We start from the raw sequence: 23518 nt of genomic DNA on the forward strand, positions 1-23518 counted from the left end.
ACGTCAAGGTCGCTTATACGTCGAGGTTCGCGACCTTTAGTGCATTCGACTGAATGAAGTCGCGGCGGGGTTCGACGACGTCGCCCATGAGGGTCGAGAAGACTTCCTCGGCCTCGTCGGCGTGGGCGACTTTGACCTGCAGCAGCGAACGGACGTTCGGATCGAGCGTGGTTTCCCAAAGCTGATCCGGGTTCATTTCGCCCAGACCTTTATAACGCTGGACCGAAATGCCGCGGCGGCCATATTCCATCACCGCATTGACCAGATCGACCGGACCGTTGATTTTCCAGGTCTTGTCCTTGGCAACGAATTCTGCGCCCTTTTCAAACAGTTCGCGCAGTTCGCCAAGGATACCGGCAATCGCACGGGCCTCGGCCGAGCGCAGGATGTTGCCATCAATCACGTGACGTTGTTCAACGCCGCGCAACATGCGCCAGAGCACGATTTCATCAAGCGGTGCTTCGCCGTGCCAGCCGCGATCATAGTCTTCTTCAAGGGTATCAAGATGTTTGGCGAGCGTTTCGGCCGCTTCGAGGCGTTTGCCATCGTCATCGAGCAAAGCCGGGTTCAACGCGCCAGCAAGGGTTGCCTGTTCGAGCACCGAAATCGGAAGCTTGATCGATAGCGGCTCCAGGAAGCCCTTGGCCTTACGCGCCAGTTCGACCACACGCACCAGATCCGGACCGGCAAGCTGTTGGCCACCGGAAAGGGTAAGCACGGCTTCTTCGGTGCCCTGTGCGGTCAGGTATTGCTCCATCTCGCGGTCGTCCTTGAGATACTGGACCGAGTTACCGCGTTTGGCGCGATAAAGCGGCGGCTGTGCGATATAGAGATAGCCGCGTTCGATCAGTTCGGGCATCTGACGATAGAAGAAGGTCAGAAGCAGGGTTCGGATATGCGCACCATCGACGTCGGCGTCAGTCATGATGATGATTTTGTGGTAGCGGGCCTTTTCGATATTGAAGTCATCGCGGCCAATACCGGTGCCCATGGCGGTAATCAGGGTGCCGATTTCCTGACTTGAGAGCATCTTGTCAAAGCGTGCGCGTTCGACGTTGAGGATCTTACCGCGCAGCGGAAGGATGGCCTGGAAACCACGTTCGCGGCCCTGTTTGGCCGAACCACCTGCGGAATCACCCTCCACGATGAACAGTTCGGCTTTGGACGCATCGCGTTCCTGACAGTCAGCCAATTTGCCCGGCAGGGACGAGATATCAAGCGCGCCCTTGCGGCGGGTCAGTTCGCGGGCCTTACGGGCCGCTTCACGGGCAGAGGCCGCTTCGACCACCTTGGAGACGATCTTGCGCGCGTCCTGCGGATGTTCTTCAAGCCATTGGGCAAGCTTGTCATTGACGATGTTTTCAACGACTGGGCGGACTTCGGACGAGACCAGCTTGTCCTTGGTCTGGGACGAGAATTTCGGGTCCGGAACCTTGACCGAAATCACGCAAGACAGACCTTCACGGGCATCATCACCGGAAAGGGCGACCTTTTCCTTTTTGGCGATGCCGCTTTCCTGGGCGTAGCTGTTGATCTGACGGGTCAGAGCAGCACGGAAACCGGCCATATGCGTCCCGCCATCACGCTGCGGGATGTTGTTGGTAAAGCACAGCGTGGTTTCGTGGTAGCTGTCATTCCATTGCAGGGCGACTTCGACGGTGATGCCGTCTTTTTCGCCTTCGATGCAAATGGCTTCTTCGATCTGACGGGCCTTGTTACGGTCAAGATATTCGACAAAGGCGCGAATACCGCCTTCGTAATGCAGTTTCATTTCGGTCGGTTCGCCACTGCGTTCATCACGCAGCGTCAGGATCACGCCAGAGTTCAGGAAGGCCAGTTCACGCAGGCGGTGTTCCAGCGTCGGCAGGTCGAAATCGGTCATGGTGAAGATTTCGGCATCCGGGTAGAAGGTCACTTCGGTCCCCGAAAGCGGCGTGCCATCCGCGGTCAGCGGTGCATCACCGACAACCTCAAGCGGCTTGATCGCGTCACCACCGGAAAACTCCATGTAGTGTTCTTTGCCGTTACGCCAGACGCGGAGCTTGAGCAGCGTCGACAGCGCGTTCACCACCGACACGCCCACGCCGTGCAGACCACCGGAAACCTTGTAGGAGTTCTGGTCAAACTTACCGCCGGCATGCAGCTGGGTCATGATGACCTCGGCGGCGGAAACGCCTTCTTCCTTGTGCATGTCGGTCGGAATGCCACGGCCGTTATCGCGGATGGTGGCAGAGCCATCGCCGTTAAGCTGGACCCAGACGGTATCGCAGTGACCGGCCAAGGCTTCGTCGATTGCGTTATCGACGACTTCGTAGATCATATGGTGCAAACCGGTACCGTCATCGGTATCGCCGATATACATGCCCGGACGTTTGCGCACAGCTTCAAGGCCCTTAAGAACCTTGATCGATTCTGCGCCATACTCCTGCGACTGTTCACCAGTGTTCGGCGTTTCGGTTTCGTTGGTCATAGGGTCAGAACCTCGGCATTCACTAAGTGGTTTCAAGGGTCAGTGTGGCATCTTCCACGCGGAAGAATTGCGCACGACCGTCCAAACCTTCAAACAGCGCCCGGTCCGTGCCTGTCATCCAGGCCTGGACGCCAAGCGCCACGATTTCATCAAACAAGTGGCTGCGGCGTTCTGCATCGAGATGCGCAACCACTTCATCAAGCAACAAGAGCGGGCCAGCCCCGCGTGCCTTTGTCTGCAGGCGGGTATTGGCCATAATGATCGACAGCAACAACGCCTTTTGTTCCCCGGTGGAACATTGATCCGCCGACTGGCCCTTTGCATCGTGCCAGACCAGCAGATCACTGCGTTGAGGGCCGACCACCGCCCCGCCATAGGTCGCATCACGTGAACGTCCGTCGCGCAATGCGGCCCGCATTTTGTCTTCGACCTCGACCGCTGGCAGGTTTTCCAGCCAGTCTTCAAGGTCCCCGGTCAGCGCCAGACGGGCGGCCGGAAATGGTCCGATGGCCATGGTCCCGGCACGACGCAACCGTTCGAGCAATTCTGCACGTGCGACCGCAACCGCAATGCCATGGCGCACCATCGAATCCTCGATCGAGGTCAGCCATTTATCATCCGCCTTGCCTTCCTTAAGCAACTTGGCGCGTGAGCGCAGCGAATGCTCGTAGGCGGCAACGCGGCTGCTGTGGTCGGGATCAAGGCCATATACCAGCCGATCCAGAAAGCGCCTGCGGGCCGACGGACCATCCAGAAACAGTCGATCCATTTGCGGCGTCAGCCAGACCGCGGCACAAACCCGGCCCAAGGCGGCCTGACCACGCTGGGCCTGTCCATCGATGCGGACAGCACGCCGTTCGCGACCCTGTTCAAGGGCGGCCGGATCAAGACCGGTGCCCAATTGAAACGCCCCGTCCGGCGTATCGACATCTGCGGCCACGGCCCAGGCCCGAAGTGCGCCGTTATCGGTTGGCGGGGTGCTTCGGGCAATTTCGCCCAGCTTGGCCCTGCGCAATCCACCGCCCGGTGCCAGAAGCGAGACCGCCTCAAGCAGGTTGGTCTTGCCCGCCCCGTTTGGCCCCGTCAGCACGACCGGCGAGCTGTCAAGCGACAGACGCAGGCCTTCGTAACAGCGAAACTCGCTGAGCTGGATGCGGGAAACAGCAAGACGGCTTGTCATCGACACCCCGTCTTTTGGCATGAGGTTATTGGCAAGAGCAGCCACAGCTTGATCGTACTAACCGTCAAACACGCATCGGCATCAGAACGTACAATGCCGAAAGGTCGTCGGTGTCACGCAGAATGGTCGGGCTGGATCCGTCCGACATCAGAAGGTTCAGGGTGTCGCCCTTTACCTGCTTGGCGATGTCGAGCAGATAGCGCGAGTTAAAGCCGATTTCGATATCCTCGGCGTCGTAGTTGATTTCAAGCTCCTCGGACGCGGTGCCGTGTTCGGGGCTGGAGGCCGAAAGGGTCAGGGTATTGCCCGACAGAACAACCTTTACCGCACGGGATTTTTCAATCGAGATGGCCGACACACGGTCGACCGCATCGGCAAATGCCTTGCATTCGATATCAAGGGTCTTGTCATTGCCCGACGGGATCACGCGTTCGTAATCCGGGAAGGTGCCGTCAATCAGCTTCGAGGTCAGAACCGCATCGCCGAAACCAAAGCGGATTTTGGTATCAGACAGCGCGATATCGACGGCTTCGCCGGTTTCCTCGATCAGTTTGCGCAGTTCACCAACGGTTTTACGCGGCACGATGACGCCCGGCATGTTTTCCGCACCATCAGGCAGCGGCGCCTCGACGCGCGCCAGACGGTGACCATCGGTTGCAACCGCGCGCAGGATCTTGGTGCCTTCGGCGTCGGTGGCATGGAAATAGATACCGTTGAGGTAGTAACGGGTTTCCTCGGTCGAAATCGCGAACTCGGCACGATCAATCAGGCCGCGCAGCTCAGCCGCAGCCAGACCGAAGCTGACCGGAAGGTCGCCACCGGACATTACCGGGAAATCATCAACCGGCAGAACGGCAAGATTGAACTTCGAACGACCGGCAGAAAGGGTCAAGCGGCCCGCACCCGGCTCAAGCGAGATTTGCACCTGGGAGCCTTCGGGCAGCTTGCGCACGATTTCATAGAGGGTATGGGCAGGGGTGGTGGTCGCGCCCGGTTCGGACACCTCGGCCGTCGTGGTTTCGATGACTTCGAGATCCATATCGGTCGCGGTCAGCGCAAGACGATCATTCTCTGCCCGGAGCAAAATATTGGACAGAATCGGAATGGTGTTACGTCGTTCAACAACGCTTTGAACATGGGTCAGCGATTTCAACAGCGCCGCGCGTTCGATGGTCAGCTTCATGCCCGTCCTATCCGTCTGTCAGTATTCGTTTAACAAATTGATTTTTAATCGGTTTTCTTACCTGACCCACACCCTTTCGGGTGCGGAAATCGCATTATAACATGCTGGCTTGGAAATCGAAGGATTTTTACGGCCTAAACCCAAGCAAATAAAAGGAGTCGGCGGACAAAAATACGCCCCGAACGCGCAAAGCGGCGCAAACCGCGCGACTCGCAGTTTCGACGATAAAATTGCAGCTAAAAATCCAGCTGTTTCAAAAACAAAATCCGCCGGAAAACACGGCGGATTTCATCTTGAACAACAACATTTCGACAGGCTTTTACGCGCAATCAGCTTTCGAGCATCCGACGCAGAAGATCGATATCTTCGCAGAGCGATGGATCCGTTCCGTGCAGTTCTTCGATCTTGCGCACCGCATGCATTACCGTTGTGTGGTCACGACCGCCAAACTTGCGGCCAATTTCCGGCAACGAGTGGGTGGTGAGCTGCTTGGACAGATACATTGCCACCTGACGCGGACGGGCGACCGCACGCGCACGGCGGGCGGAATGCATGTCGGACACCTTGATGTTGAAATGCTCGGCCACGCGTTTCTGGATTTCCTCGATCGAAACCCGGCGCTCGGAAGCGCGCAGGACGTCATGGAGGATGTCCTGAACCATTTCCAGCCCGATCTCGCGACCAACCAGCTGGGAATGAGCAATCACGCGGTTAAGCGCGCCTTCGAGCTCACGCACGTTGGCGGTGATCTTGTGGGCAAGGAATTCCATAACACGCTGGGGAAGTTCGACACCCTGACGTTCGGCCTTGGCCTCCAAAATGCCCAGACGCAGTTCATACGTGGTGGCGTGAATATCGGCCACAAGGCCAGAGCCTAGACGCGAACGCAGACGTTCTTCGATATCTTCAAGATCGGAGGGCGATTTATCCGCAGACACAATGATCTGACGGCCCTGATCGACCAGCGCATTGAACGTGTGGAAGAATTCTTCCTGGGTCGAATCCTTGCCCGAGATGAACTGGACATCATCCACCATCAGCACATCAACCGAGCGGAACTGGTCCTTGAAATCGACCGTGTTCTTGTCGCGCAGCGCCCGGATGAAGCGATACATGAATTTTTCGGCCGATAGGTAGATCACCGTGCGGTGCGGCTGAGTGCGGCGGATATGCCAGGCAATCGCATGCATCAGGTGGGTTTTACCAAGACCAACGCCACCATAGAGGAACAGCGGGTTGAACGGCACTGATTCGGCCTCTGCCAGCCGGCGGGCGGCGGCATAGGCGAACTCGTTTGGTTTGCCCAGCACGAAGTTATCAAAAGTGTAGCGCGGATCCAGGGCAGCCGAGATGCCGTCATCAGACATGCTGGCAATGGCGGTGCGGCCCGATCCGTTTGACGGGGACGGCGCACTGACCAAGGTGTTGTTTTCCGTGGAGTGGCTTGGGGCATGGCCTGAGGAATGGGAAGTACGCGCAGATTTCGTACGCGCGGTCGTGGCGTTTGCCGATGTCGACTTGGCAGAAGAAGAACCCGAGGCAGACGCATCGTTCTGCGCAGTCGCGCCCGAAACGATATTGATTTCAACGAAATGCACATCGGAATCTTCGGCGTGCCAGAAATTCTGGATACGGTCGAGATAGTGCTGCGTCACCCAGTCACGCATGGCACGAGTCGGTGCACCCAAACGGGCCACACCGGCTTCTACCGCCATCAGGGCAACGGGCTCCAGCCAATAGCGATAGGCTGTTGCGCCAAATTCGGCGCGCAGCTTTTCGCGTACGACTTGCCAGGTTGCCACTGCGTGATCATCAAGTGCTGCGTGCTGGTCACCCGCAATCCCCCCGTTGGATTGCCCAAGTGCCGATTGTGTGTCCCTCACGGCGTGCTGCACTGTAAGAACCTTTCCCCGATATCCCGATTTCACCACCACAAAGACCGCAAAAGACAAAACGATACTGTGTCGCGTTGATCACCGCAGTGACCAACACGTTGGCCTTCCACAAAATCAGGAAGTGTACTCGCGCCTTTTGTTTTTAGTTCTTCGTCACGGGTCGCTTTGCGCGGCCTGCGAAGTTCAAACACTGTACTGATGTGACCCACATCAGGCAAGGCGATCTTTAACAGAACGTTAAAAGGATTTCGCAACCAAAACGTCCCTTGTTTTCTGCGGTTTCTTGCACCCGCGCAACCAAGGAACAAAAGGTGATTCTGCGAAATCCGGGCAGCGAAAAGGCCGCACCCGAGGTGCGGCCTTCGACTCGCCATCCCGTAAGGGATAAATTAAAGCGCTTTGATACGCGCGGTCAGGCGCGAAACCTTGCGAGCAACGGTGTTCTTGTGCAGAACACCAAGCTGTGCGCCACGCGCCATTTCCGGCTCAGCGATTTTCATCGCAGCCAGAGCAGCATCTTTATCGCCAGTGTTCAGCGCAGCCTCGACCTTCTTAACGAAGGTACGAATGCGACCGATACGTGCACCATTAACTTCTGCACGTGCGGCGTTGCGGCGAATGCGCTTCTTGGCCGATTTATGGTGAGCCATTGCGAACCTGTCTCTTCAAACAAATGTTACGTAATTCGGAGCGCGGCTTATAGCTCTGTCCGAAACCCTCGTCAACCCCCGATACCGCCATAATGCCTCAATTTCTGCGGCTTCGGACTCTTTTGCGCCGCAAGGCAGATATGCAGGCATGGAATCAGAGGTCAACTTGCCCTGATCACCTAGCAATCAGCGGTGCTTGAAGGCGGGCTTGCGTTTCTCGCCAAAGGCTTTCATGCCTTCGGAGCGATCTTCGAGTGCGAAGGTCGAATGGAATTCGCGACGTTCGAACATCAGGCCTTCGGTCAGGGTCATCTCATAGGCCTTGTTGACCGATTCCTTGACCTTCATCGATACCGGGCCCGAGAAGGAGGCGATCTTTTCGGCCAGTTGCATGGCTTCATCAAGCAGCGAGTCGGCCGGAACGATTCGCGCGACCAGTCCGGCACGTTCGGCTTCCTCGGCATCCATCATGCGCCCGGTCAGGCACATTTCCATCGCCTTGGCCTTGCCAACCGCACGGGTCAGGCGCTGTGTCCCGCCCGCACCGGGAATGGTGCCGATGGTGATTTCCGGCTGACCGAACTTGGCGGTGTCGGCGGCAATCATGATGTCGCACATCATCGCCATTTCACAGCCACCGCCCAATGCGAATCCGGCGACCGCGGCAATGGTCGGCTTGCGGCAGCTTGCAACGCGGGTCCAGCCCTTGGTGATGAAGTCGTTCTTATAGACATCCATATAGTCGTAATCGGCCATTTCCTTGATGTCGGCACCGGCGGCAAAGGCACGGTCCGACCCGGTAATGACGATGGCGCGGATGTCTTCATCGGATTCGAAATCATCAAGGGCGGCACCGATATCCTTGATCAGCGCATCACACAGCGCATTGAGCGCCTTGGGACGGTTAAGCGTGATCAGGCCGACATTGCCCTTTTTCTCGGCGATGATGTTTTCATAAGACATGCAAGTGATCCTTTTATCGCTGTTCGGCCCGTGGGACTCCGGGTGAGAGTCGCTGTGGGGTTATCGGGCCGATTCGCCTGAAACCATAATTTGATACTGTTTTACCGATTTTGATCCCGGGCCGCAACCGAACCTGTTATCGGCACCTTTAGCTACCCCGACTTTCAGAGACGGGCACCGCCCATATTATTTCTGGCAGGTTGGGCAGAAGAAGGTCGACCGTCCGGCCTGAACAATACGCGCGATGGTGCTATCGCAGCCATCGGCGATGCAGGTTTCGCCTTCGCGGCCATAGACACGGAAATTGTGCTGGAAATAGCCAAGCTCGCCATTGCTTTGGCGGTAGTCCTTAAGGCTTGAGCCACCGGCAGCAATCGCATCTTCAAGCACCAGACGGATTTCACGATACAGCCGTTCGATCTCGCCGGGTTTAAGATCCTTTGCCAGACGGTCCGGTGCGATGCCCGATCGAAATAGGGCTTCGCAGACATAGATATTGCCAAGACCAGCCACCAGTTTCTGATCCAGTAATACGGTCTTGATCGGACTTGCCCGTTTGGCGATTCCTGCCGCCAGCACATCGGCATTAAACGCATTGCCAAGTGGTTCAGGCCCGATACCGGCCAGCATCTTGTGGCTTGCGACCTCGTCGCCCGCGATCAGGGTAATGACACCGAAGCGCCGCGGATCGTTGAACCGCACCACAGCCCCATCGGCCATGACGAAATCGACATGGTCATGCTTGCCGGCTTCGGGCACCTCGACAGTCGGATCATTGTGAATGGTCATGCGACCAGACATGCCAAGATGGATCAGCAGCACCTGCCCGTCATCAAGGTAGCCCAGAATGTATTTTGCCCGCCGGGTCAGCTGATTGATGGTGCGCCCGGCCATGCGATCAACAAACCCCTCCGGGAAGGGAAAGCGCAGGTTCGCACGTCGCTGTACCACATGATTGACCACCCGTCCTTCCATGACGGGTGTCAGACCACGGGTGACTGTTTCGACCTCTGGCAATTCGGGCATATCTGGAACTCATATAAACAAGGGTGTGTGACTTTTAGACTACGGCTTGCGCGCAATTCAACGACTGAAATCGATCCCACTGGACGCGTGCACGCAAAGCCATATGATGTGCGCTGTTTTGACAGACCGCATCGCCCCCAGTTGTGCGGTCGCGCCCAAATTTGAAAGCGCCCAGATGGAATTTGGTTTTGATCTTTTGGTGATCCTGTTTGCGGTTGCCACCCTTGCCGGTTTTGTCGATGCGATTGCAGGTGGCGGCGGGTTGATTACCATCCCGGCCCTGTTATGGGCGGGTGTTACCCCGGCCCAGGCATTGGCGACCAACAAGCTTCAAGGCAGTTTTGGCAGTTTCAGTGCGTCGCTTAATTTCATTCGCAAGGGGCATGTTGATCCGCGCGATATGGTTTTGGCGATTGTCCTGACCTTTGCCGGATCAGCACTCGGTACGGTTCTGGTTCAGATGCTTGATCCCGGTATTCTGATGACCATCCTGCCGGGGCTTTTGATCCTGATTGCGCTTTATTTCCTGTTTTCGCCGCGTGTGGGTGACATTGACGCCCATCAGATGATTGGCAAAGCGACCTTTGCCTTTACCGCCGGGTTTGGCATCGGGTTCTATGACGGCTTCTTTGGGCCGGGCACCGGATCGTTCTTTTCCATCGCCTTTGTTGCCCTGCTTGGTTTCAACATGACCAAGGCCACCGCCCATACCAAGGTTCTGAATTTCACCTCGAACTTTGCATCCTTGGTGATGTTTATCGCCGGGGGTGAGGTCGTCTGGATTGTTGGTGGGGTGATGGCCGTTGGCGCATTGATCGGCGCACAGATCGGATCACATATGGTGATGAAGGTCGGCGCACGTTTGGTACGGCCGCTTCTGGTCGTCACATCAATCGCGATATCGATCAAGCTGATCATTGATCAGTATGGAACCACCATCAGCCAAAGCTGGGATCAGATTCGCCACTGGGTAAGCTGAGCTATACCGTTCATCGACCGGACAAAGAAAAACCCGTCAAGCTTGAGGCTGACGGGTTTTGTTTTACTCAGGCGCTGGCGCCGTTTTCGACAAGGACTTCGTCGCGGCGATCAAGCAAATGGCTCCAGACCGTTGCCAACAGGGCCAGAACCGCAATTCCGGCTCCCAGCCACGGGATATGCTGATAGGAAACGCCCTGGGTGATGGCGATACCGCCAAACCATGCGCCCGCCGCATTGCCAAGGTTAAAGGCACCCTGATTAAGGGTAGAGGCAAGGTTGGGCGCATCGGATGCCTCGTTCACCACGCGCATCTGAAGCGGGGACACCAGGGCAAAGGCAACCACGCCCCACAGCATCACGGTTGCGACTGCCGGAATGACCGACGTCAGCGTTTCGGTAAACAGGGCAAGAATCGCAATCAGCAAAGCAAAGGCCATGATGATGGCGGGCATCAAACGCCAGTCCCCCAAACGCCCACCGATATAGTTGCCGACAGTCAAGCCAACCCCGAACAGCAGCAACACATAGGTTACCTGACGCGGGGTAATGCCGGTGATTTCCTGCAACATCGGAGTGATATAGGTAAAGACACTGAACAAGCTGGCCGAGGCCAGAACCGAAATCAGCATCGCCAGCAGAACCTGTTTTTTGCCAAGCGACTTGGCTTCAAGCCACAGACTGCCCGTCGATGCGGCAATCTGGCGCGGCAGGGCAACATAAAGCGCGCTGGCGGCAATAACACCGATTGCCACCACTGCCCAGAAGGTCGAACGCCAGCCAAGTTCCTGACCAAGGGCCGTGCCAAACGGTACGCCCAGCACATTGGCCAGCGTCAGACCGGAAAACATCAGGGCAATCGCCTGAACCCGTTTATGTGGCGCGACAAGGTTTGAGGCGACAACAGCGCCCAGCCCGAAGAACGCACCGTGGCAAAATGCGGTGACCACACGGGCGGCCATCAAAAGCCAGTAATCAGGGGCAATCGCACACAGGAAGTTGCCGAGAATGAAGATCGAAATCAGCAGCAGCAATGCCCGCCGGCGGTCCATGCGCGCGGTGGCAATCGCCAAAAACGGCGCGCCAAACGTGACACCGAGGGCATAACCCGTCACCAGCAACCCGGCATCGGGAATGCTCACACCAAGATCAAGCGCCACATCGGGCAGAAGCCCCATAATGACAAACTCGGTGGTGCCGATCCCGAATGACGCAAGGGCGAGGGCCAGAATCGGCAGGTTCCCGAAAAATCCGGGGCGGATGACGGTATCTGTCATGTCAGAATATCCAGATCAACTTTGGCGCAGGTGGCGCGAGTGACGCGGGTGGCGCGGCCAACGTTTTGTGCAGCTGCGAGATATGCATCATGCAGCAAATTTTGAAACGATTCAATTCTGAGATAATGCGGTGAACAAATCCATCGCGAAATTTGCATGGCAGCCTGTCGCGCCCGGATTACAGCGAGGCACAGGCATGATGCAGCACAGGCAGAGATTGAGGATCGTCGATCAGGAAAGTTCGGCGACGATTTTTTGCGCCGCAGCAACTGGATCTTCGGCCTTGGTGATCGGGCGACCAATCACCAGAACGTCACTTCCCATGGCGACGGCATCGGCCGGGGTAACGATGCGTTTCTGATCGTCACTTGCCGCCCAGCTTGGGCGAATACCCGGTGTGATCAGCTTGAAGTCCGGGCCGAGTGCCTTGCGCACCGGGGTGATTTCCTGTGCGGAGCAGACAACACCGTCCAGACCGGCCTTTCGGGTCAATTCCGCCAGCTTGACCACGCGATCTTCAATCGGGCCCTTGAGGCCGACATCGTCAAGATCGCTCTGGTCCATGCTGGTCAGGATGGTTACAGCGATCACCCACGGTACATCGACGCCAGCCTTGTCGGCGGCTTCGCGCGCCGCATCACCGGCACGTTTCATCATCTCCAAACCACCGGCGGCATGGACATTGACGATCCTGACACCCAATGGCGTCACAGCACGAATGGCCCCGGCCACCGTGTTGGGGATATCGTGATATTTGACATCAAGGAAGATCGGCATGCCGGTTTTGGCAACCGCCCTGACCCCTTGTGGCCCGTGGGCTGCGAAGAATTCCTTGCCAAGCTTGGCCCCGCCAATAACACCCGACAGCTTCGATGCCAGATTGATTGCATGATCAAGATCGGTGGTATCAATCGCGCAATAGATGCGGTCTTTGGCGGCAAGGGTCTGGGTCATGGGGTCCTCCGGCGGGCTGGCAATGGGTCATGGCCCAGCTTTTCGCAGCAAATTTCATAGCGGACCGGACATGGCTTAGCCGATTTGGCCACAAAGGCCAATGTCAAATCGGCTTTCGAACAGACATTGACGCCATGCGGCAAAAAGCAAAAGGGCCCCGAAACGGAGCCCTTTGACTTGATCAGCTTTGGCCGATGGCCTTTTGATCGGTATTTGGGGTGGATGGCGTGGTGTCATCCGTCTTGATGCGCTTGAGTTCGCTATCCATGCGCCGTGCGGCACGGCGGTGCTTGCCTTGCAGCAACCATTCAAAGGCAAAGCCGATCCCAAGTCCGATCAACAACGCAACCATGATCGGCAGGAACAGCGGCAGGTCGATTTCAAACGGCAAGGGCCAAAGCGAAATCGTGACCAATGCCCGGTTGGAAACTGCAAACACCGCAATCAATACGGCAAGCGGGATGGAAATAATCCAGTAAAGGAAGCGCATTACCTAGCTCCTTGTGCCGGTGGCTGTCCCCCCCCCCGAAAACAGGATGGTTCAAAACCCGGCAGCAGGTCTCGTTTGATCAATATTCTGATCAGTATGGGGCAAGAACCGGACAAAAGCCATGGCAACGGTCACACAGTTTTTGTGTGTTGCATGCTGGTCGTATCGGGCGGGTTGCGGGTGGCGCAGGCCCGATTGCCGGTCAAAACAAATCAGGCAGGAATCAGTTCAAACGTTCGCGAAGCTGTTTGCCGGTTTTGAAATAGGGAACCTTTTTCTCACCGACAGGAACCGCATCCCCGGTACGCGGGTTACGGCCGACGCGGGCCTCACGCTGTTTTACGGAAAATGCGCCAAAGCCGCGAAGCTCGACCCGGTCGCCGCGCGCAAGCGCGTCTGTGATCTCGTCAAAGATCGTGGCGACAATCCGCTCAACGTCGCGCTGATAGAGATGCGGGTTCATCTCCGCAAGGCGGGCAATCAATTCAGATTTTGTCATTTCCAGGCCCCATCCTGTTGGTGCTGACAGTCTCACTCAACCACGGATTAGATTATGTCTTAAAGAAGCTCTCACTCAGGTTGCCAGACCGTCAGCAAACCGTCAAGTTTAAGCCCCTCAGATGACAGCACTTTTCCAAGGCTTCCCTCGAGAACAGCACTCATCAAATCGTCTTCCGGGTATTCGATTTCAAGCGGCACTACCTGTGCATCCGTCGTGATACCGGCTTCCTCTTCGAGCCAGCGCAAGGCTTCACGACGGCCTCCAATTTCGTCAATCAATCCGTTGGCAACAGCCTGCTGTCCGGTATAGACGCGGCCATCGGCAAGAGTCGTAACTGTTTCGACCGACATATCGCGGCGGGTCGCAACCATTTCAACAAACACGTCAAACATGTCCGAAATCAGGCCCTGCATGGCCGATTTTGCAACATCATCAACAGGTTCGAACGGATTGGGTGCAGCTTTCAGCGGACCGCTTTTTACCGTCAGCGGTTCAACACCAAGCTTTTCAAGCGTTCCATTGAAATTCATCGACTGGAAAATCACCCCGATCGAGCCGGTGATCGTTCCACGGCGGGCAATGATGTGGTCGGCGGCAATCGCGGTCATGTAACCGCCGGACGCCGCAACAGTCCCCATCTCGGCAACGATTGGCCGGGTTTCGCCAATACGGCGCAGCGCCTCAAACAGCGTTTCGCCACCAACCATGGTGCCGCCCGGGCTGTTGATATGGACAATCACGCCGACAACGTCGCTGTCTTCTTCAATCGCGCTGAGCGCATCAAGGAGATAGGGGTCTTCGGTGATTACACCTTCGATGGTGACTTCAACAATGCGCGGACCCAGTCCGCCCAGAACACTGTCCTTAACACCCGTGCCAGACAAGCCGATCACGATCACCGCGATCACGGCAATCACCGCCACCACACGCCAGCGAAAGATGGATTTTTTCAAGCGGCGTCGATCCAGCAGGATATCGGCATCAAGTGCCATCGGCGTGTCCGTTTCCAATTGTTCAATCAAATACTTAGACGAGTGTGATCGCTCAAACCCGTCTCTTCAAATGGTTTTTATCGACCCGGAAGGCAAGAACAAAAAGCGTTTAAAATCAAAATTTTCGCGAAAAATGCCGATATCGGCAGAGTCGGGCTAAAATTCAGCCCCAAAAAGCAGATGATATACAATTTGGCGTCCTTTGAAGGTCTGCCGGACATTGGGCGGATATATCGGCCATCCACCGCGCATCAATTTGCCAGATCTAGAATCCGGACAAAAGAAAACGGGCCGCGCACTGCGCGACCCGTCTTTTCGTTCTGCAAGGTTGCAGAGCGTATTCGTCGGAGGGTGGCTTATTCGCCGCCTTCCTGTTTCTTGCGCAGAGCTTCGCCGAGGATGTCGCCGAGCGATGCGCCGCTGTCTGCCGAACCGTAATCCGCCATTGCTTTCTTCTCGTCAGCAACTTCAAGAGCTTTGACAGAGAGGGAAACCTTGCGGGTTTTGGAGTCGATTGCAGTAACGCGTGCGTCGACTTTTTCACCAACTGCAAAGCGTTCCGGACGCTGTTCAGAACGCTCACGCGCCAGCTCAGCTTTACGGATGAAGCCTTTGAGTTCGGTGTCGCCAACCGAAACCTCGATGCCACCGTCGTTAACTTCGGTAACTTCACAGGTTACAGCGTCGCCACGTTTGATGCCGACAACGGCGTCTTTGAACGGATCACCAGACAGCTGTTTGATGCCGAGCGAGATGCGTTCTTTTTCAACGTCAACGTCAAGAACCTTGGCTTTGACGATGTCGCCTTTTTTGTATTCTTTGATGACTTCTTCACCAGCGCGGTCCCATGACAGGTCCGAGAGGTGAGCCATACCGTCGATACCGCCCATGAGGCCAATGAACAGACCGAATTCGGTGATGTTCTTGACTTCGCCTTCGATCTCGGACTCGACCGGATGAGCTGCCAGGAAGGCATCCCACGGGTTCGAGGTGCACTGCTTGAGACCAAGCGAGATACGGCGTTTCTGGGCATCGACGTCGAGCACCATGACTTCGACTTCCTGCGAGGTCGAAACGATTTTGCCCGGGTGGATGTTTTTCTTGGTCCAGGACATTTCGGAAACGTGGACCAGGCCTTCGACACCAGCTTCGAGTTCGACGAATGCGCCGTAATCGGTGATGTTGGTGACACGACCTTCGAATTTCGAACCGACCGGGTATTTGGCTTCGACGCCTTCCCACGGATCAGCTTCAAGCTGCTTCATGCCAAGCGAGATACGCTGGGTTTCGCTGTTGAAGCGGATAACCTGGACTTTAACAGTCTGGCCGATCTGGAGCGCTTCGGACGGATGGTTGATACGTTTCCAAGCAATGTCGGTAACGTGCAGCAGGCCATCAACGCCACCAAGATCGACGAACGCGCCGTAATCGGTGATGTTTTTGACGACGCCGTCAAGGATCTGACCTTCCTGAAGGTTCTGGATCAGTTCAGCACGCTGTTCTGCACGGGTCTCTTCGAGAACGGCACGACGCGAAACAACGATGTTGCCGCGCGAACGATCCATTTTCAGGATCTGGAACGGCTGCGGGTTGTTCATCAGCGGGGTGACGTCACGAACCGGACGGATATCAACCTGGGAACCCGGAAGGAACGCAACTGCGCCCGACAGGTCAACGGTGAAGCCGCCTTTAACACGACCAAAGATGGTGCCGTCGACGCGTTTGCCTTCGGAGAACTGTTTTTCCAGTTCAACCCAAGCTTCTTCGCGGCGCGCTTTTTCGCGCGACAGGACGATCAGGCCATCCTTGTTTTCATAGCGGTCGACATAAACATCAACGGTATCGCCAATGTTTACTTCGCCTGCGCCAAATTCTTTAAGCGGAACGCGGCCTTCGGATTTCAGGCCGACATCGACGATGGCATCATCGTCAGTTTTTTTAACGACCGAACCGGTCATTACGCGGCCAACAAAACCTTCGTCTTCAGAACCAAGGGTTTCAGCCAGCAGGGCGGCAAAATCTTCGCCAGTCGAGAATTGTGCTTCTTCAGCGGTGGTCATAAACCAGACTTCCTTTCGAGTATCGTCACTATATTCTGGCCAACCGGTTGTGTCCGGTGGTCTTTGCCGCAAAATCGCGGCGATTTGTCATTCAGTGTTCAAACCCGAACGCATGTGAAGGCGAACCTTCCATACACGAAAAGGTGAACGCACAAGTCGTTCACCTTAGGAACAGGCCAAAGGACCGGTACCTCGGGATCGTTCAACGCCTGACGGTTAAAACGCCTTTTGATCAGTCATCCGCACCCATATGGGTATGGATATGTGCCATGACGGCATCGAACACTGCGTTGGCATTCAGACGGTCCGTATCAATATGGATTGCGTCATCTGCCATCTTGAGCGGTGCGACATCGCGAGCACTGTCTCGGGCATCCCGTTCTTCAAGCTCTTTAAGAACGCGCTCGTATATAGCAGCGGGATTTTTTTCCTGCAACTGTTTGAACCGACGGTTTGCACGTTCTTCGACACTGGCTGTTAGATAAAACTTGATCGGTGCTTCCGGACAGACGACCGTTCCGATGTCACGACCATCCAAAACCGCACCGCGTTTACCGCCCGGCGGGGTGGTGGCAAGAGTGCGCTGAAAATCAAGCAACACCTCGCGAACCCTTGGAATTGCTGCAACTTTTGAGGCAGCGGTCCCGACTTCCTCGCTGCGAAGGGCCTCACCTTCGAGATCGGATGCGCTCAGATTTTCGGCCGCGGCCACGGCGGCGGCTTCATCAGCAGGGTCGCCATTTTCGGCCAGAACTTTCGCACCGGTGGCACGATACAGCAGGCCGGTATCGAGATAGGCATAGTCCATTGCTTCTGCGACTCGACGTGCCAAGGTCCCCTTGCCGGACGCGGCCGGCCCATCAATGGCGATGATCATATGCGTCTCTCCCTGTGATTATATCTGGTGCATCCATAAGTCCCGAATGGTGACTTATATATTGGTGGGCCCGATCAGGAATGCAGCGCAAATTTCGCGCCCATATCCGCCATCAGGGTTTCAAAGTTCGGGAAGCTCGTGGCAATCGGGTTTGCATCATCGACCGCAACCGGCTTTTCCGCGCCAAGCCCCAAAACCAGGAACGACATCGCAATGCGATGATCAAGATGGGTTTCCACCATGCCACCGCCTGGCACCACACCGCCAGTGACAATCAGATCATCGCCTTCGATGCGATGAATGACGCCATTGGCTTCAAGACCAGCCGCCACCGCCGCCAGACGATCCGATTCCTTCACGCGCAGCTCTTCAAGATCACACATGCGCGTTTCACCCTCGGCATAGGCCGCAGCCACAGCCAGAACCGGGTATTCATCAATCATCGAAGGTGCACGTTCAGCCGGGACAACAATGCCCTTAAGGCGGTTCTTGCCGGTCACCACCAGATCGCCGATGGTTTCCCCGGCTTCTTCGCGCTCGTTGGTGATCGTGATGTCACCGCCCATTTCAATCAGGGTGATGATCAGGCCCGTGCGCAGCGGGTTCAGGCAAACATCACGAATGGTGACGTGGGAATCCGGATTGATCAGGGCCGCCACCATCGGGAAGGCGGCCGAACTTGGATCGGTCGGCACAACAATATCGGCGGCCTTCATTTCGACCGGGCCGGTCAGACTGACCGTGCGGCCGCCATCGTCATTGACCTTCACATCGACCTCGACCCCGAAGTGGCGCAGCATGCGTTCGGTATGATCACGCGATGGTTTGGGTTCGATCACCGTGGTGGTGCCCGTCGTGTTCAACCCGGCCAACATCACCGCCGACTTCACCTGGGCCGATGCCATCGGCAGGGTATAGGTCACCGGTTTGGCTTCGTCGGTGCCAATCACCGCCATCGGCGGGCGACCGCGATCACGGGTGATGAATTGCGCGCCAAATTCGGACAATGGATCGGCAACACGGCCCATCGGACGTTTGCAGAGTGACGCGTCGCCGGTGAAGAACGTCGTGATCGGATGGGTGGCAACGATGCCCGCCATCAGGCGAATGCCGGTGCCGGCATTGCCCATGTCAATCACGCTATCAGGTTCACGAAGTGCGCCGACACCAACACCGGTGACATGCCAGGTGCCATCTTCATCGCGGGTGACGGTCGCACCCAGTTTGCGCATGGCGTCCGCCGTTGCCAGAACGTCTTCGCCTTCCAGAAGGCCGGTAACCTTGGTTGTACCGATTGCCAAACCACCAAACATCAGGGAGCGATGAGAAATAGACTTGTCACCCGGAACCCGGATATCGCCCGAAAGCGGCCCGGCCTTGGCCGAGGAAAGCGGACGTTTGGTTTGCGAAGAACTCATGGGCTCGTACCTGCCAGTCACTGTTTTATCATCAACAAAAGGCTGATTGAAAATGCACTGCGCTGCGGCCATGTTTTCAGGCGCGCGCGGGCCTTTCAATCAGGGGACCAATGCTCTAGCACAAGCGGTTGGCAGGCACCAGTATCGAACCCGAAATTCGGTGTAGGAAATTGCACGAATGTGCGGCAGATTTGTCCCATCGCCCTGCCAAAGGGAAAAACGCGCAATTTCCTTTTGACAAGGTGCTCGCAAGATGGCAATTGGGCCTTTCGGACAAGACGCTTTGCGTAGCCTTGCTGCGCTTTTGCGACACAAAGTCTTTTTCTTAATTGATAACGGTAATTAAGAGGATTTGCCGTAATGTCAGCACGCGGTAAGAAACGTCACTGCCTCGCCTGTGGTACCAAGTATTACGACCTGAATCGTACCCCGGTTGTCTGCCCGAAATGCAAAACGCCGGACGGGGTGACAAAGGTCAAGAAATCCGCGGTTGCAAAACCGGCACCGGAAGAAGACGAAGACGTCGATGACGTCACCGATCTTGACGATGATGTCGATACCGATATCGACGATGATATTCTTGAAGATGCTTCTGATCTTGGCGAAGATGATGATGATCTTGGCGAAGTCTATGAGCATGTCGAATCAGACGACGACGATCGCTAAGAAATTTTGAAAAAGGGTCTTGCCAACATTTGGCGAACCTTCTAAATATGCGCCGCGCCGCAGAGCCTGCCATGCAGACTGCGTCGCGGACAAAGTGGGGCCGTAGCTCAGTTGGGAGAGCGCTACAATGGCATTGTAGAGGTCGTCAGTTCGATCCTGATCGGCTCCACCATTCAAAACCCGTTGCCTTTGGCGACGGGTTTTGTTGTTTCCGGGCGTGCTCAATTTGCCGGTTTCGTGAACATGCTGACGATATCCGCCCCCGGCGCCAGTGTTTCGGCCAGCGAAGACAGATATTCCGGCGACCATTTCCGATACACCCGCGTCACAGTTTCCCGTGTTGTCGCGGTCATATCCGAAATCTGATCGATCGAATGTCCGGCCATTGCCCGCCATGAAATTACCGAGTGTTTCAGAACGTACGGTGATACAAAAACCGCCCCCGAGACCCGAAAAGCGAAATAACCGCGTGTTTGAATGAGAATTTTCGACGCAAGCCGCCTATACTCGCGAGTAGATGAAACCCATCCACAAAGTCGTTAAGGTTGATTCATCCCACACCCTGACCTTGGAAAATGGAAACATGGCAAACCTTGACGAGTTCATCCTCCAGACATTTCGCGACATCCATCGCGCAGTGCAGTCGTTCAATGAGGAAGCTGGAGACAACATTGCTGCGCCTGCTCAAGATCAACGTAATCCGGACGTCAATCAGGCAATTCAACGAGCCGGCTACATGCACCTTGGCCGCAGTTATGCGATCAACGTCGATTTCGACGTTGCCGTCACAGCCGAGGACACGACCAGTGCCGATGCCGGTGCAAGAATTGACATTAAGGTCCTTAGCATTGGCGCGGGTGTAGATGCCGAAAACCGCGCCGAAACTGTGAGCCGCACAAAGTTTCGTATTCCCTTGAAACTCTGACACCCAAACCCAGCACAGTTGGCTTTGACCGCTTACCCGACTATGCCCGCACAACGAGGAGCTCAAGCAACCATGACATCCCTGAAAGACTTCATCGAACAATCGCTGACCGAAATTGTTGAGGGTCTTGAGGCATTTGAGAAAAAGACCGACAAAGCCACGGCAAATCCAACTCTGTCTAACGACAACCCGCCTGTTGAAGTACTTAAGTCTGCTGGTCTGATCTATTTGGGTCTGACTGATGAAAACACCCCGGACCTCGCTCGCAACAAAAAATTCCGTTACGCGACCATGCTCGACTTCGATGTCGCGGTGACCGTTAGCGCTGCTAAGGCAGGTGATGTTGGCGCCAAGGCTTCCTTGCAAGTCGTCGGTGTGAACATTGGAGGAGGTGCGAGTGGCACGGCCAGCCATAGCAACGCATCTGAACAACGCCTCAAATTCCGTATCCCTCTCGAATTGAAAATCACGAAAGACCCCGGCGTCGCGTTCTAAACCCATGGGGGCCTTGCCCCCAAACCCCCGCGTTTCGTCAACGGGCATGCTTGACATCGCCCTACCCATCCCTGAAGACTGCCGCCCAGCAAATCCAACTGGGAGAAGACCATGAGCAAGGTTTGGACCGTTTATTTGTCGGGCGAAATTCACAGTGACTGGCGCGAGCGCATTGAAACTGGCGTCAAAGAAGCCGGCCTTCCGGTCGAGCTGGTTGCCCCCATCACCGTGCATGAAGATTCTGATGATTGTGGCGTTGCCGTTTTCGGTGCTGAAGAAAACAAGTTTTGGCATGACCGCAAAGGCGCGCAGCTCAATGCCATGCGCACCAAGACCCTCCTGTCACAGTCCGACCTTGCCGTCATTCGCTTTGGCGAGAAATACAAGCAGTGGAACGCGGCCTTTGATGCCGGTTACGCGGCCGCCCTTGGCATTCCATACATCACGCTTCATCCCGCCGAGCATGATCACGCGCTTAAGGAAGTCGATGGCGCGGCCAATGGTGTGGCGCGCGAACCCGAACAGGTGGTTGCGGCACTGGCCTATATCATCCGGGGTGATATGCCCAAGGCATAACAAACGCCCAAGGCCGAGCCTTTACGCCGACTTCTCGGCAAAGGCCCGGATGCGTTTGATGGCTTCGCGGAGTTCTTCGTCTGGCACGGTCAGCGCCACACGGATCAGGTTCTTGGCGTTTTCGCCAAAGGATGCGCCGGGCATGACGGCAACGTTTTGATCATCCAAAAGCGCCCAGGCGAATTCTTCGCCGTTCATGCCAGTGGCACCGACATCAATCATGGCAAACATGCCGCCGGATACCTTGCCCGGTTTAAGCACATCGCATCCGGCAAGTTCCGTTTCGATCATGTCAACGCGTGCCGCATAGCTTTTGCACATGCGCGCCGCCGTATCGAAATTGCCACGCAGGGCGACCTCGGTCGCATCGGCGATGAAGGGCTGATTGCCAAACAGGATGGTTTCGGAAATCGGCAGGACCTTGGTACAGAGTTCCTCGGGGCCAACGGCCCAGCCACTGCGAAAGCCGGTGGCGGCAAAGGTTTTCGAGATCGAGGATGTGACGATGGTGCGATCACGCAGCTCTTCGATTTCAAGCGGGGAGGCAAAAGTGCCTTCAAACACCAGATCCTCATAGACCTCGTCACAGACAATCCACAGATCATGTTCGATGGCGATCTTGCCAAGTTCGACCAGTGTTGCGCGATCCAGAAGCGCGCCAGATGGATTGTGCGGCGTATTGAGCAGCAACACACGGCTGTCCTTGGTGATCGCAGCACGCAGATCACCCGGCTGCATGATAAAGCCGTGCTCAATCGATAACGGGACGGATTGCAATTCCGCACCGGATGCTCGGATTACCCCGGCATAGGTCGCATAATAGGGATCACCGACCAGCACGCCTTGCCCGGCATCCACCAGCGCCGTCATCACAGTATAAAGGGCGGTCTGCGTACCGGGGAAACAAAGGATGTTTTCCGGCGTAACATCCGGCCAGACGGGTTTGTATTTTTCGACCAGCGCATCAAGCAACCCGACCTCGCCCCGACCATTGGAATAATGGGTGCGGCCACGCCGCATGGAGGCCTCGCAAGCGTCGATCAGGGCCGGGTCGACGGGAATGTCAGGTTCGCCAATTGTCAGTTCGATGATTTTCGTACCTTGGGCCTCGCGATCACGGGCGGTGTTGTGAACGGCCCATTTGGCCCCGCCCAGTTCGGCAAGACGGTTGGTAATCTCGGCATATCTCATGACGGCTTACTTTGTTGTTCGGGGTGTGCACGGTGGCGTGCCGATTGAAGGGCAATATCGGGTGCGGACAACGCACCGGTGGGCAATTCAAGCAAGCGTTCGGCGGCACCTGTGATCAGATCAGGCAGGATATCCTGGGCGTAAAGGCCGGAATTCAGTGCCCCTTCCATCCAAAGCCCATCAATCAGGCCATTGAGTGCAATCGCATGGTTGCGGCAAATCGCCACTCTGTGCGGGCAGCCATGGGTGATCAGGACCGGCTCGATCAGCGTTTCCAGGACATTGAGAAACTCGCGATAGCCATCCCGGTGAATTTCGGCAAAGTCGGGATCATGACGTACCCGGCCGATGAAGGTCGCCCAAAGCGAGACGGTTTCTTCGTCCATGTTGGGCTTGGTCAGGTTGGCGCGCAGGAAGCTTGCCAACTTGGCCTCTGGCGTGCCTTCGGTGGCGCGTGCGCTTTCACTGGCCTGTGCCGTCAGCTGGCCGACCAGATAGGCATAGGCATTGCGGATCATGTCATCCTTGCTGCCGAAATAATGGCGCACCAGCCCGACGGTCACCCCGGCTTCTTCAGTGATCCGGCGCACCGATGCCCCATGCAGCCCGTCACGGGCAATGCAGGTCAATGTCGCCTCGATCAAACTGCGACGGCGGACATCAAGCGACAGGCGTTGAAATGTTTTTCGGCTCATTGTTATACAATTGAATAATTTTGATCGGGTTTCAAGCGTACAATCGGATGTGGGT

22 protein-coding genes and 1 tRNA gene are annotated in these 23518 nt (G+C 56.2%); 6 read left to right on the forward strand and 17 right to left on the reverse strand.

Annotated elements, in window-relative coordinates; all coding sequences use genetic code 11:
- Positions 1–13: 13 nt before the first annotated feature.
- From gyrB to mutM, 7 genes are all read right to left on the reverse strand, one after another.
- Positions 14–2470, reverse strand: a complete 2457-nt coding sequence (gyrB, locus tag WBY09_RS00780; RefSeq protein ID WP_336231806.1) for a DNA topoisomerase (ATP-hydrolyzing) subunit B — start codon at positions 2468–2470, stop codon at positions 14–16.
- A 22-nt stretch (positions 2471–2492) separates the two neighbouring features.
- Complete coding sequence (gene recF, locus WBY09_RS00785) at positions 2493–3650, reverse strand: DNA replication/repair protein RecF (protein ID WP_120224631.1); 1158 nt, start codon at positions 3648–3650, stop codon at positions 2493–2495.
- A gap of 64 nt (positions 3651–3714) precedes the next feature.
- Positions 3715–4833, reverse strand: a complete 1119-nt coding sequence (gene dnaN / locus WBY09_RS00790) for a DNA polymerase III subunit beta (RefSeq protein ID WP_008888966.1) — start codon at positions 4831–4833, stop codon at positions 3715–3717.
- Between the two features lie 329 nt (positions 4834–5162).
- Entirely contained in the window at positions 5163–6728 is a 1566-nt protein-coding gene (gene dnaA, locus WBY09_RS00795) for a chromosomal replication initiator protein DnaA (protein ID WP_336231807.1), read from the reverse strand.
- A gap of 389 nt (positions 6729–7117) precedes the next feature.
- Positions 7118–7378, reverse strand: a complete 261-nt coding sequence (gene rpsT, locus WBY09_RS00800) for a 30S ribosomal protein S20 (protein ID WP_008888964.1) — start codon at positions 7376–7378, stop codon at positions 7118–7120.
- Positions 7379–7564: 186 nt separating this feature from the next.
- Positions 7565–8341 carry an enoyl-CoA hydratase gene (locus tag WBY09_RS00805; protein WP_336231808.1) on the reverse strand — a complete coding sequence of 259 codons (777 nt, stop codon included), beginning with the start codon at positions 8339–8341 and terminating at the stop codon, positions 7565–7567.
- A gap of 186 nt (positions 8342–8527) precedes the next feature.
- Positions 8528–9367: a bifunctional DNA-formamidopyrimidine glycosylase/DNA-(apurinic or apyrimidinic site) lyase gene (mutM, locus tag WBY09_RS00810; protein WP_008888962.1), complete on the reverse strand. Its 840-nt coding sequence runs from the start codon at positions 9365–9367 to the stop codon at positions 8528–8530.
- Positions 9368–9542: 175 nt separating this feature from the next.
- Here mutM and WBY09_RS00815 point away from each other — a divergent pair, with 175 nt between their 5' ends.
- Entirely contained in the window at positions 9543–10346 is an 804-nt protein-coding gene (locus WBY09_RS00815; RefSeq protein WP_287443524.1) for a TSUP family transporter, read from the forward strand.
- 67 nt (positions 10347–10413) lie between these two features.
- Here the strand turns inward: WBY09_RS00815 and WBY09_RS00820 are convergent, their stop codons facing one another.
- From WBY09_RS00820 to aroA, 8 genes are all read right to left on the reverse strand, one after another.
- Positions 10414–11622, reverse strand: a complete 1209-nt coding sequence (locus WBY09_RS00820) for an MFS transporter (protein WP_336231809.1) — start codon at positions 11620–11622, stop codon at positions 10414–10416.
- A 231-nt stretch (positions 11623–11853) separates the two neighbouring features.
- On the reverse strand, positions 11854–12576 hold the full coding sequence (gene pyrF, locus WBY09_RS00825; protein ID WP_336231810.1) for an orotidine-5'-phosphate decarboxylase: 723 nt from the start codon (positions 12574–12576) through the stop codon (positions 11854–11856).
- A 181-nt stretch (positions 12577–12757) separates the two neighbouring features.
- Positions 12758–13066 (reverse strand): LapA family protein, encoded by a 309-nt coding sequence (locus WBY09_RS00830; RefSeq protein WP_008888958.1) that lies wholly within the window; start codon positions 13064–13066, stop codon positions 12758–12760.
- Positions 13067–13289: 223 nt separating this feature from the next.
- A complete protein-coding gene (gene ihfB, locus WBY09_RS00835; RefSeq protein ID WP_008888957.1) occupies positions 13290–13565 on the reverse strand; it encodes an integration host factor subunit beta in 276 nt (91 codons plus the stop codon).
- Positions 13566–13636: 71 nt separating this feature from the next.
- Positions 13637–14560 (reverse strand): signal peptide peptidase SppA, encoded by a 924-nt coding sequence (gene sppA / locus WBY09_RS00840; protein WP_008888956.1) that lies wholly within the window; start codon positions 14558–14560, stop codon positions 13637–13639.
- Between the two features lie 356 nt (positions 14561–14916).
- Positions 14917–16620 (reverse strand): 30S ribosomal protein S1, encoded by a 1704-nt coding sequence (gene rpsA / locus WBY09_RS00845; protein ID WP_008888955.1) that lies wholly within the window; start codon positions 16618–16620, stop codon positions 14917–14919.
- 232 nt (positions 16621–16852) lie between these two features.
- Positions 16853–17497 (reverse strand): (d)CMP kinase, encoded by a 645-nt coding sequence (gene cmk / locus WBY09_RS00850; RefSeq protein WP_063085978.1) that lies wholly within the window; start codon positions 17495–17497, stop codon positions 16853–16855.
- A 74-nt stretch (positions 17498–17571) separates the two neighbouring features.
- Positions 17572–18915, reverse strand: a complete 1344-nt coding sequence (gene aroA, locus WBY09_RS00855; protein ID WP_336231811.1) for a 3-phosphoshikimate 1-carboxyvinyltransferase — start codon at positions 18913–18915, stop codon at positions 17572–17574.
- A 360-nt stretch (positions 18916–19275) separates the two neighbouring features.
- On the opposite strand from aroA, the gene WBY09_RS00860 reads away from it, so the two are divergent.
- The 5 genes from WBY09_RS00860 (at position 19276) to WBY09_RS00880 (ending at position 21577) form a co-directional block, all read left to right on the forward strand.
- On the forward strand, positions 19276–19581 hold the full coding sequence (locus WBY09_RS00860) for an FYDLN acid domain-containing protein (protein WP_008888952.1): 306 nt from the start codon (positions 19276–19278) through the stop codon (positions 19579–19581).
- A gap of 96 nt (positions 19582–19677) precedes the next feature.
- Positions 19678–19753, forward strand: a tRNA-Ala gene (locus tag WBY09_RS00865).
- Positions 19754–20164: 411 nt separating this feature from the next.
- Entirely contained in the window at positions 20165–20506 is a 342-nt protein-coding gene (locus WBY09_RS00870; protein ID WP_286791328.1) for a hypothetical protein, read from the forward strand.
- Between the two features lie 72 nt (positions 20507–20578).
- Positions 20579–21001 (forward strand): hypothetical protein, encoded by a 423-nt coding sequence (locus tag WBY09_RS00875; protein WP_336231812.1) that lies wholly within the window; start codon positions 20579–20581, stop codon positions 20999–21001.
- Between the two features lie 111 nt (positions 21002–21112).
- Positions 21113–21577, forward strand: a complete 465-nt coding sequence (locus tag WBY09_RS00880) for a YtoQ family protein (RefSeq protein ID WP_286791330.1) — start codon at positions 21113–21115, stop codon at positions 21575–21577.
- 21 nt (positions 21578–21598) lie between these two features.
- Here the strand turns inward: WBY09_RS00880 and WBY09_RS00885 are convergent, their stop codons facing one another.
- Entirely contained in the window at positions 21599–22768 is a 1170-nt protein-coding gene (locus tag WBY09_RS00885) for a pyridoxal phosphate-dependent aminotransferase (RefSeq protein ID WP_286791331.1), read from the reverse strand.
- On the reverse strand, positions 22765–23463 hold the full coding sequence (locus tag WBY09_RS00890) for a TetR family transcriptional regulator C-terminal domain-containing protein (RefSeq protein WP_286791332.1): 699 nt from the start codon (positions 23461–23463) through the stop codon (positions 22765–22767). The genes WBY09_RS00885 and WBY09_RS00890 overlap by 4 nt, the downstream gene beginning before the upstream one ends.
- Positions 23464–23518 lie beyond the last annotated feature (55 nt).

It is taken from the genome of Thalassospira sp. CH_XMU1458, from assembly GCF_037027205.1.
GTDB classification, from domain to species: Bacteria; Pseudomonadota; Alphaproteobacteria; order Rhodospirillales; family Thalassospiraceae; genus Thalassospira; species Thalassospira tepidiphila.

Bases quoted from the DNA above. Each gene is read 5' to 3' on its own strand.
- gyrB (WP_336231806.1), bottom strand. From the start codon at position 2,470: ATGACCAACGAAACCGAAACGCCGAACACTGGTGAACAGTCGCAGGAG.
- recF (WP_120224631.1), bottom strand. From the start codon at position 3,650: ATGACAAGCCGTCTTGCTGTTTCCCGCATCCAGCTCAGCGAGTTTCGC.
- dnaN (WP_008888966.1), bottom strand. From the start codon at position 4,833: ATGAAGCTGACCATCGAACGCGCGGCGCTGTTGAAATCGCTGACCCAT.
- rpsT (WP_008888964.1), bottom strand. From the start codon at position 7,378: ATGGCTCACCATAAATCGGCCAAGAAGCGCATTCGCCGCAACGCCGCA.
- WBY09_RS00805 (WP_336231808.1), bottom strand. From the start codon at position 8,341: ATGTCTTATGAAAACATCATCGCCGAGAAAAAGGGCAATGTCGGCCTG.
- mutM (WP_008888962.1), bottom strand. From the start codon at position 9,367: ATGCCCGAATTGCCAGAGGTCGAAACAGTCACCCGTGGTCTGACACCC.
- WBY09_RS00815 (WP_287443524.1), top strand. From the start codon at position 9,543: ATGGAATTTGGTTTTGATCTTTTGGTGATCCTGTTTGCGGTTGCCACC.
- WBY09_RS00820 (WP_336231809.1), bottom strand. From the start codon at position 11,622: ATGACAGATACCGTCATCCGCCCCGGATTTTTCGGGAACCTGCCGATT.
- pyrF (WP_336231810.1), bottom strand. From the start codon at position 12,576: ATGACCCAGACCCTTGCCGCCAAAGACCGCATCTATTGCGCGATTGAT.
- WBY09_RS00830 (WP_008888958.1), bottom strand. From the start codon at position 13,066: ATGCGCTTCCTTTACTGGATTATTTCCATCCCGCTTGCCGTATTGATT.
- ihfB (WP_008888957.1), bottom strand. From the start codon at position 13,565: ATGACAAAATCTGAATTGATTGCCCGCCTTGCGGAGATGAACCCGCAT.
- sppA (WP_008888956.1), bottom strand. From the start codon at position 14,560: ATGGCACTTGATGCCGATATCCTGCTGGATCGACGCCGCTTGAAAAAA.
- rpsA (WP_008888955.1), bottom strand. From the start codon at position 16,620: ATGACCACCGCTGAAGAAGCACAATTCTCGACTGGCGAAGATTTTGCC.
- cmk (WP_063085978.1), bottom strand. From the start codon at position 17,497: ATGATCATCGCCATTGATGGGCCGGCCGCGTCCGGCAAGGGGACCTTG.
- aroA (WP_336231811.1), bottom strand. From the start codon at position 18,915: ATGAGTTCTTCGCAAACCAAACGTCCGCTTTCCTCGGCCAAGGCCGGG.
- WBY09_RS00860 (WP_008888952.1), top strand. From the start codon at position 19,276: ATGTCAGCACGCGGTAAGAAACGTCACTGCCTCGCCTGTGGTACCAAG.
- WBY09_RS00870 (WP_286791328.1), top strand. From the start codon at position 20,165: ATGGCAAACCTTGACGAGTTCATCCTCCAGACATTTCGCGACATCCAT.
- WBY09_RS00875 (WP_336231812.1), top strand. From the start codon at position 20,579: ATGACATCCCTGAAAGACTTCATCGAACAATCGCTGACCGAAATTGTT.
- WBY09_RS00880 (WP_286791330.1), top strand. From the start codon at position 21,113: ATGAGCAAGGTTTGGACCGTTTATTTGTCGGGCGAAATTCACAGTGAC.
- WBY09_RS00885 (WP_286791331.1), bottom strand. From the start codon at position 22,768: ATGAGATATGCCGAGATTACCAACCGTCTTGCCGAACTGGGCGGGGCC.
- WBY09_RS00890 (WP_286791332.1), bottom strand. From the start codon at position 23,463: ATGAGCCGAAAAACATTTCAACGCCTGTCGCTTGATGTCCGCCGTCGC.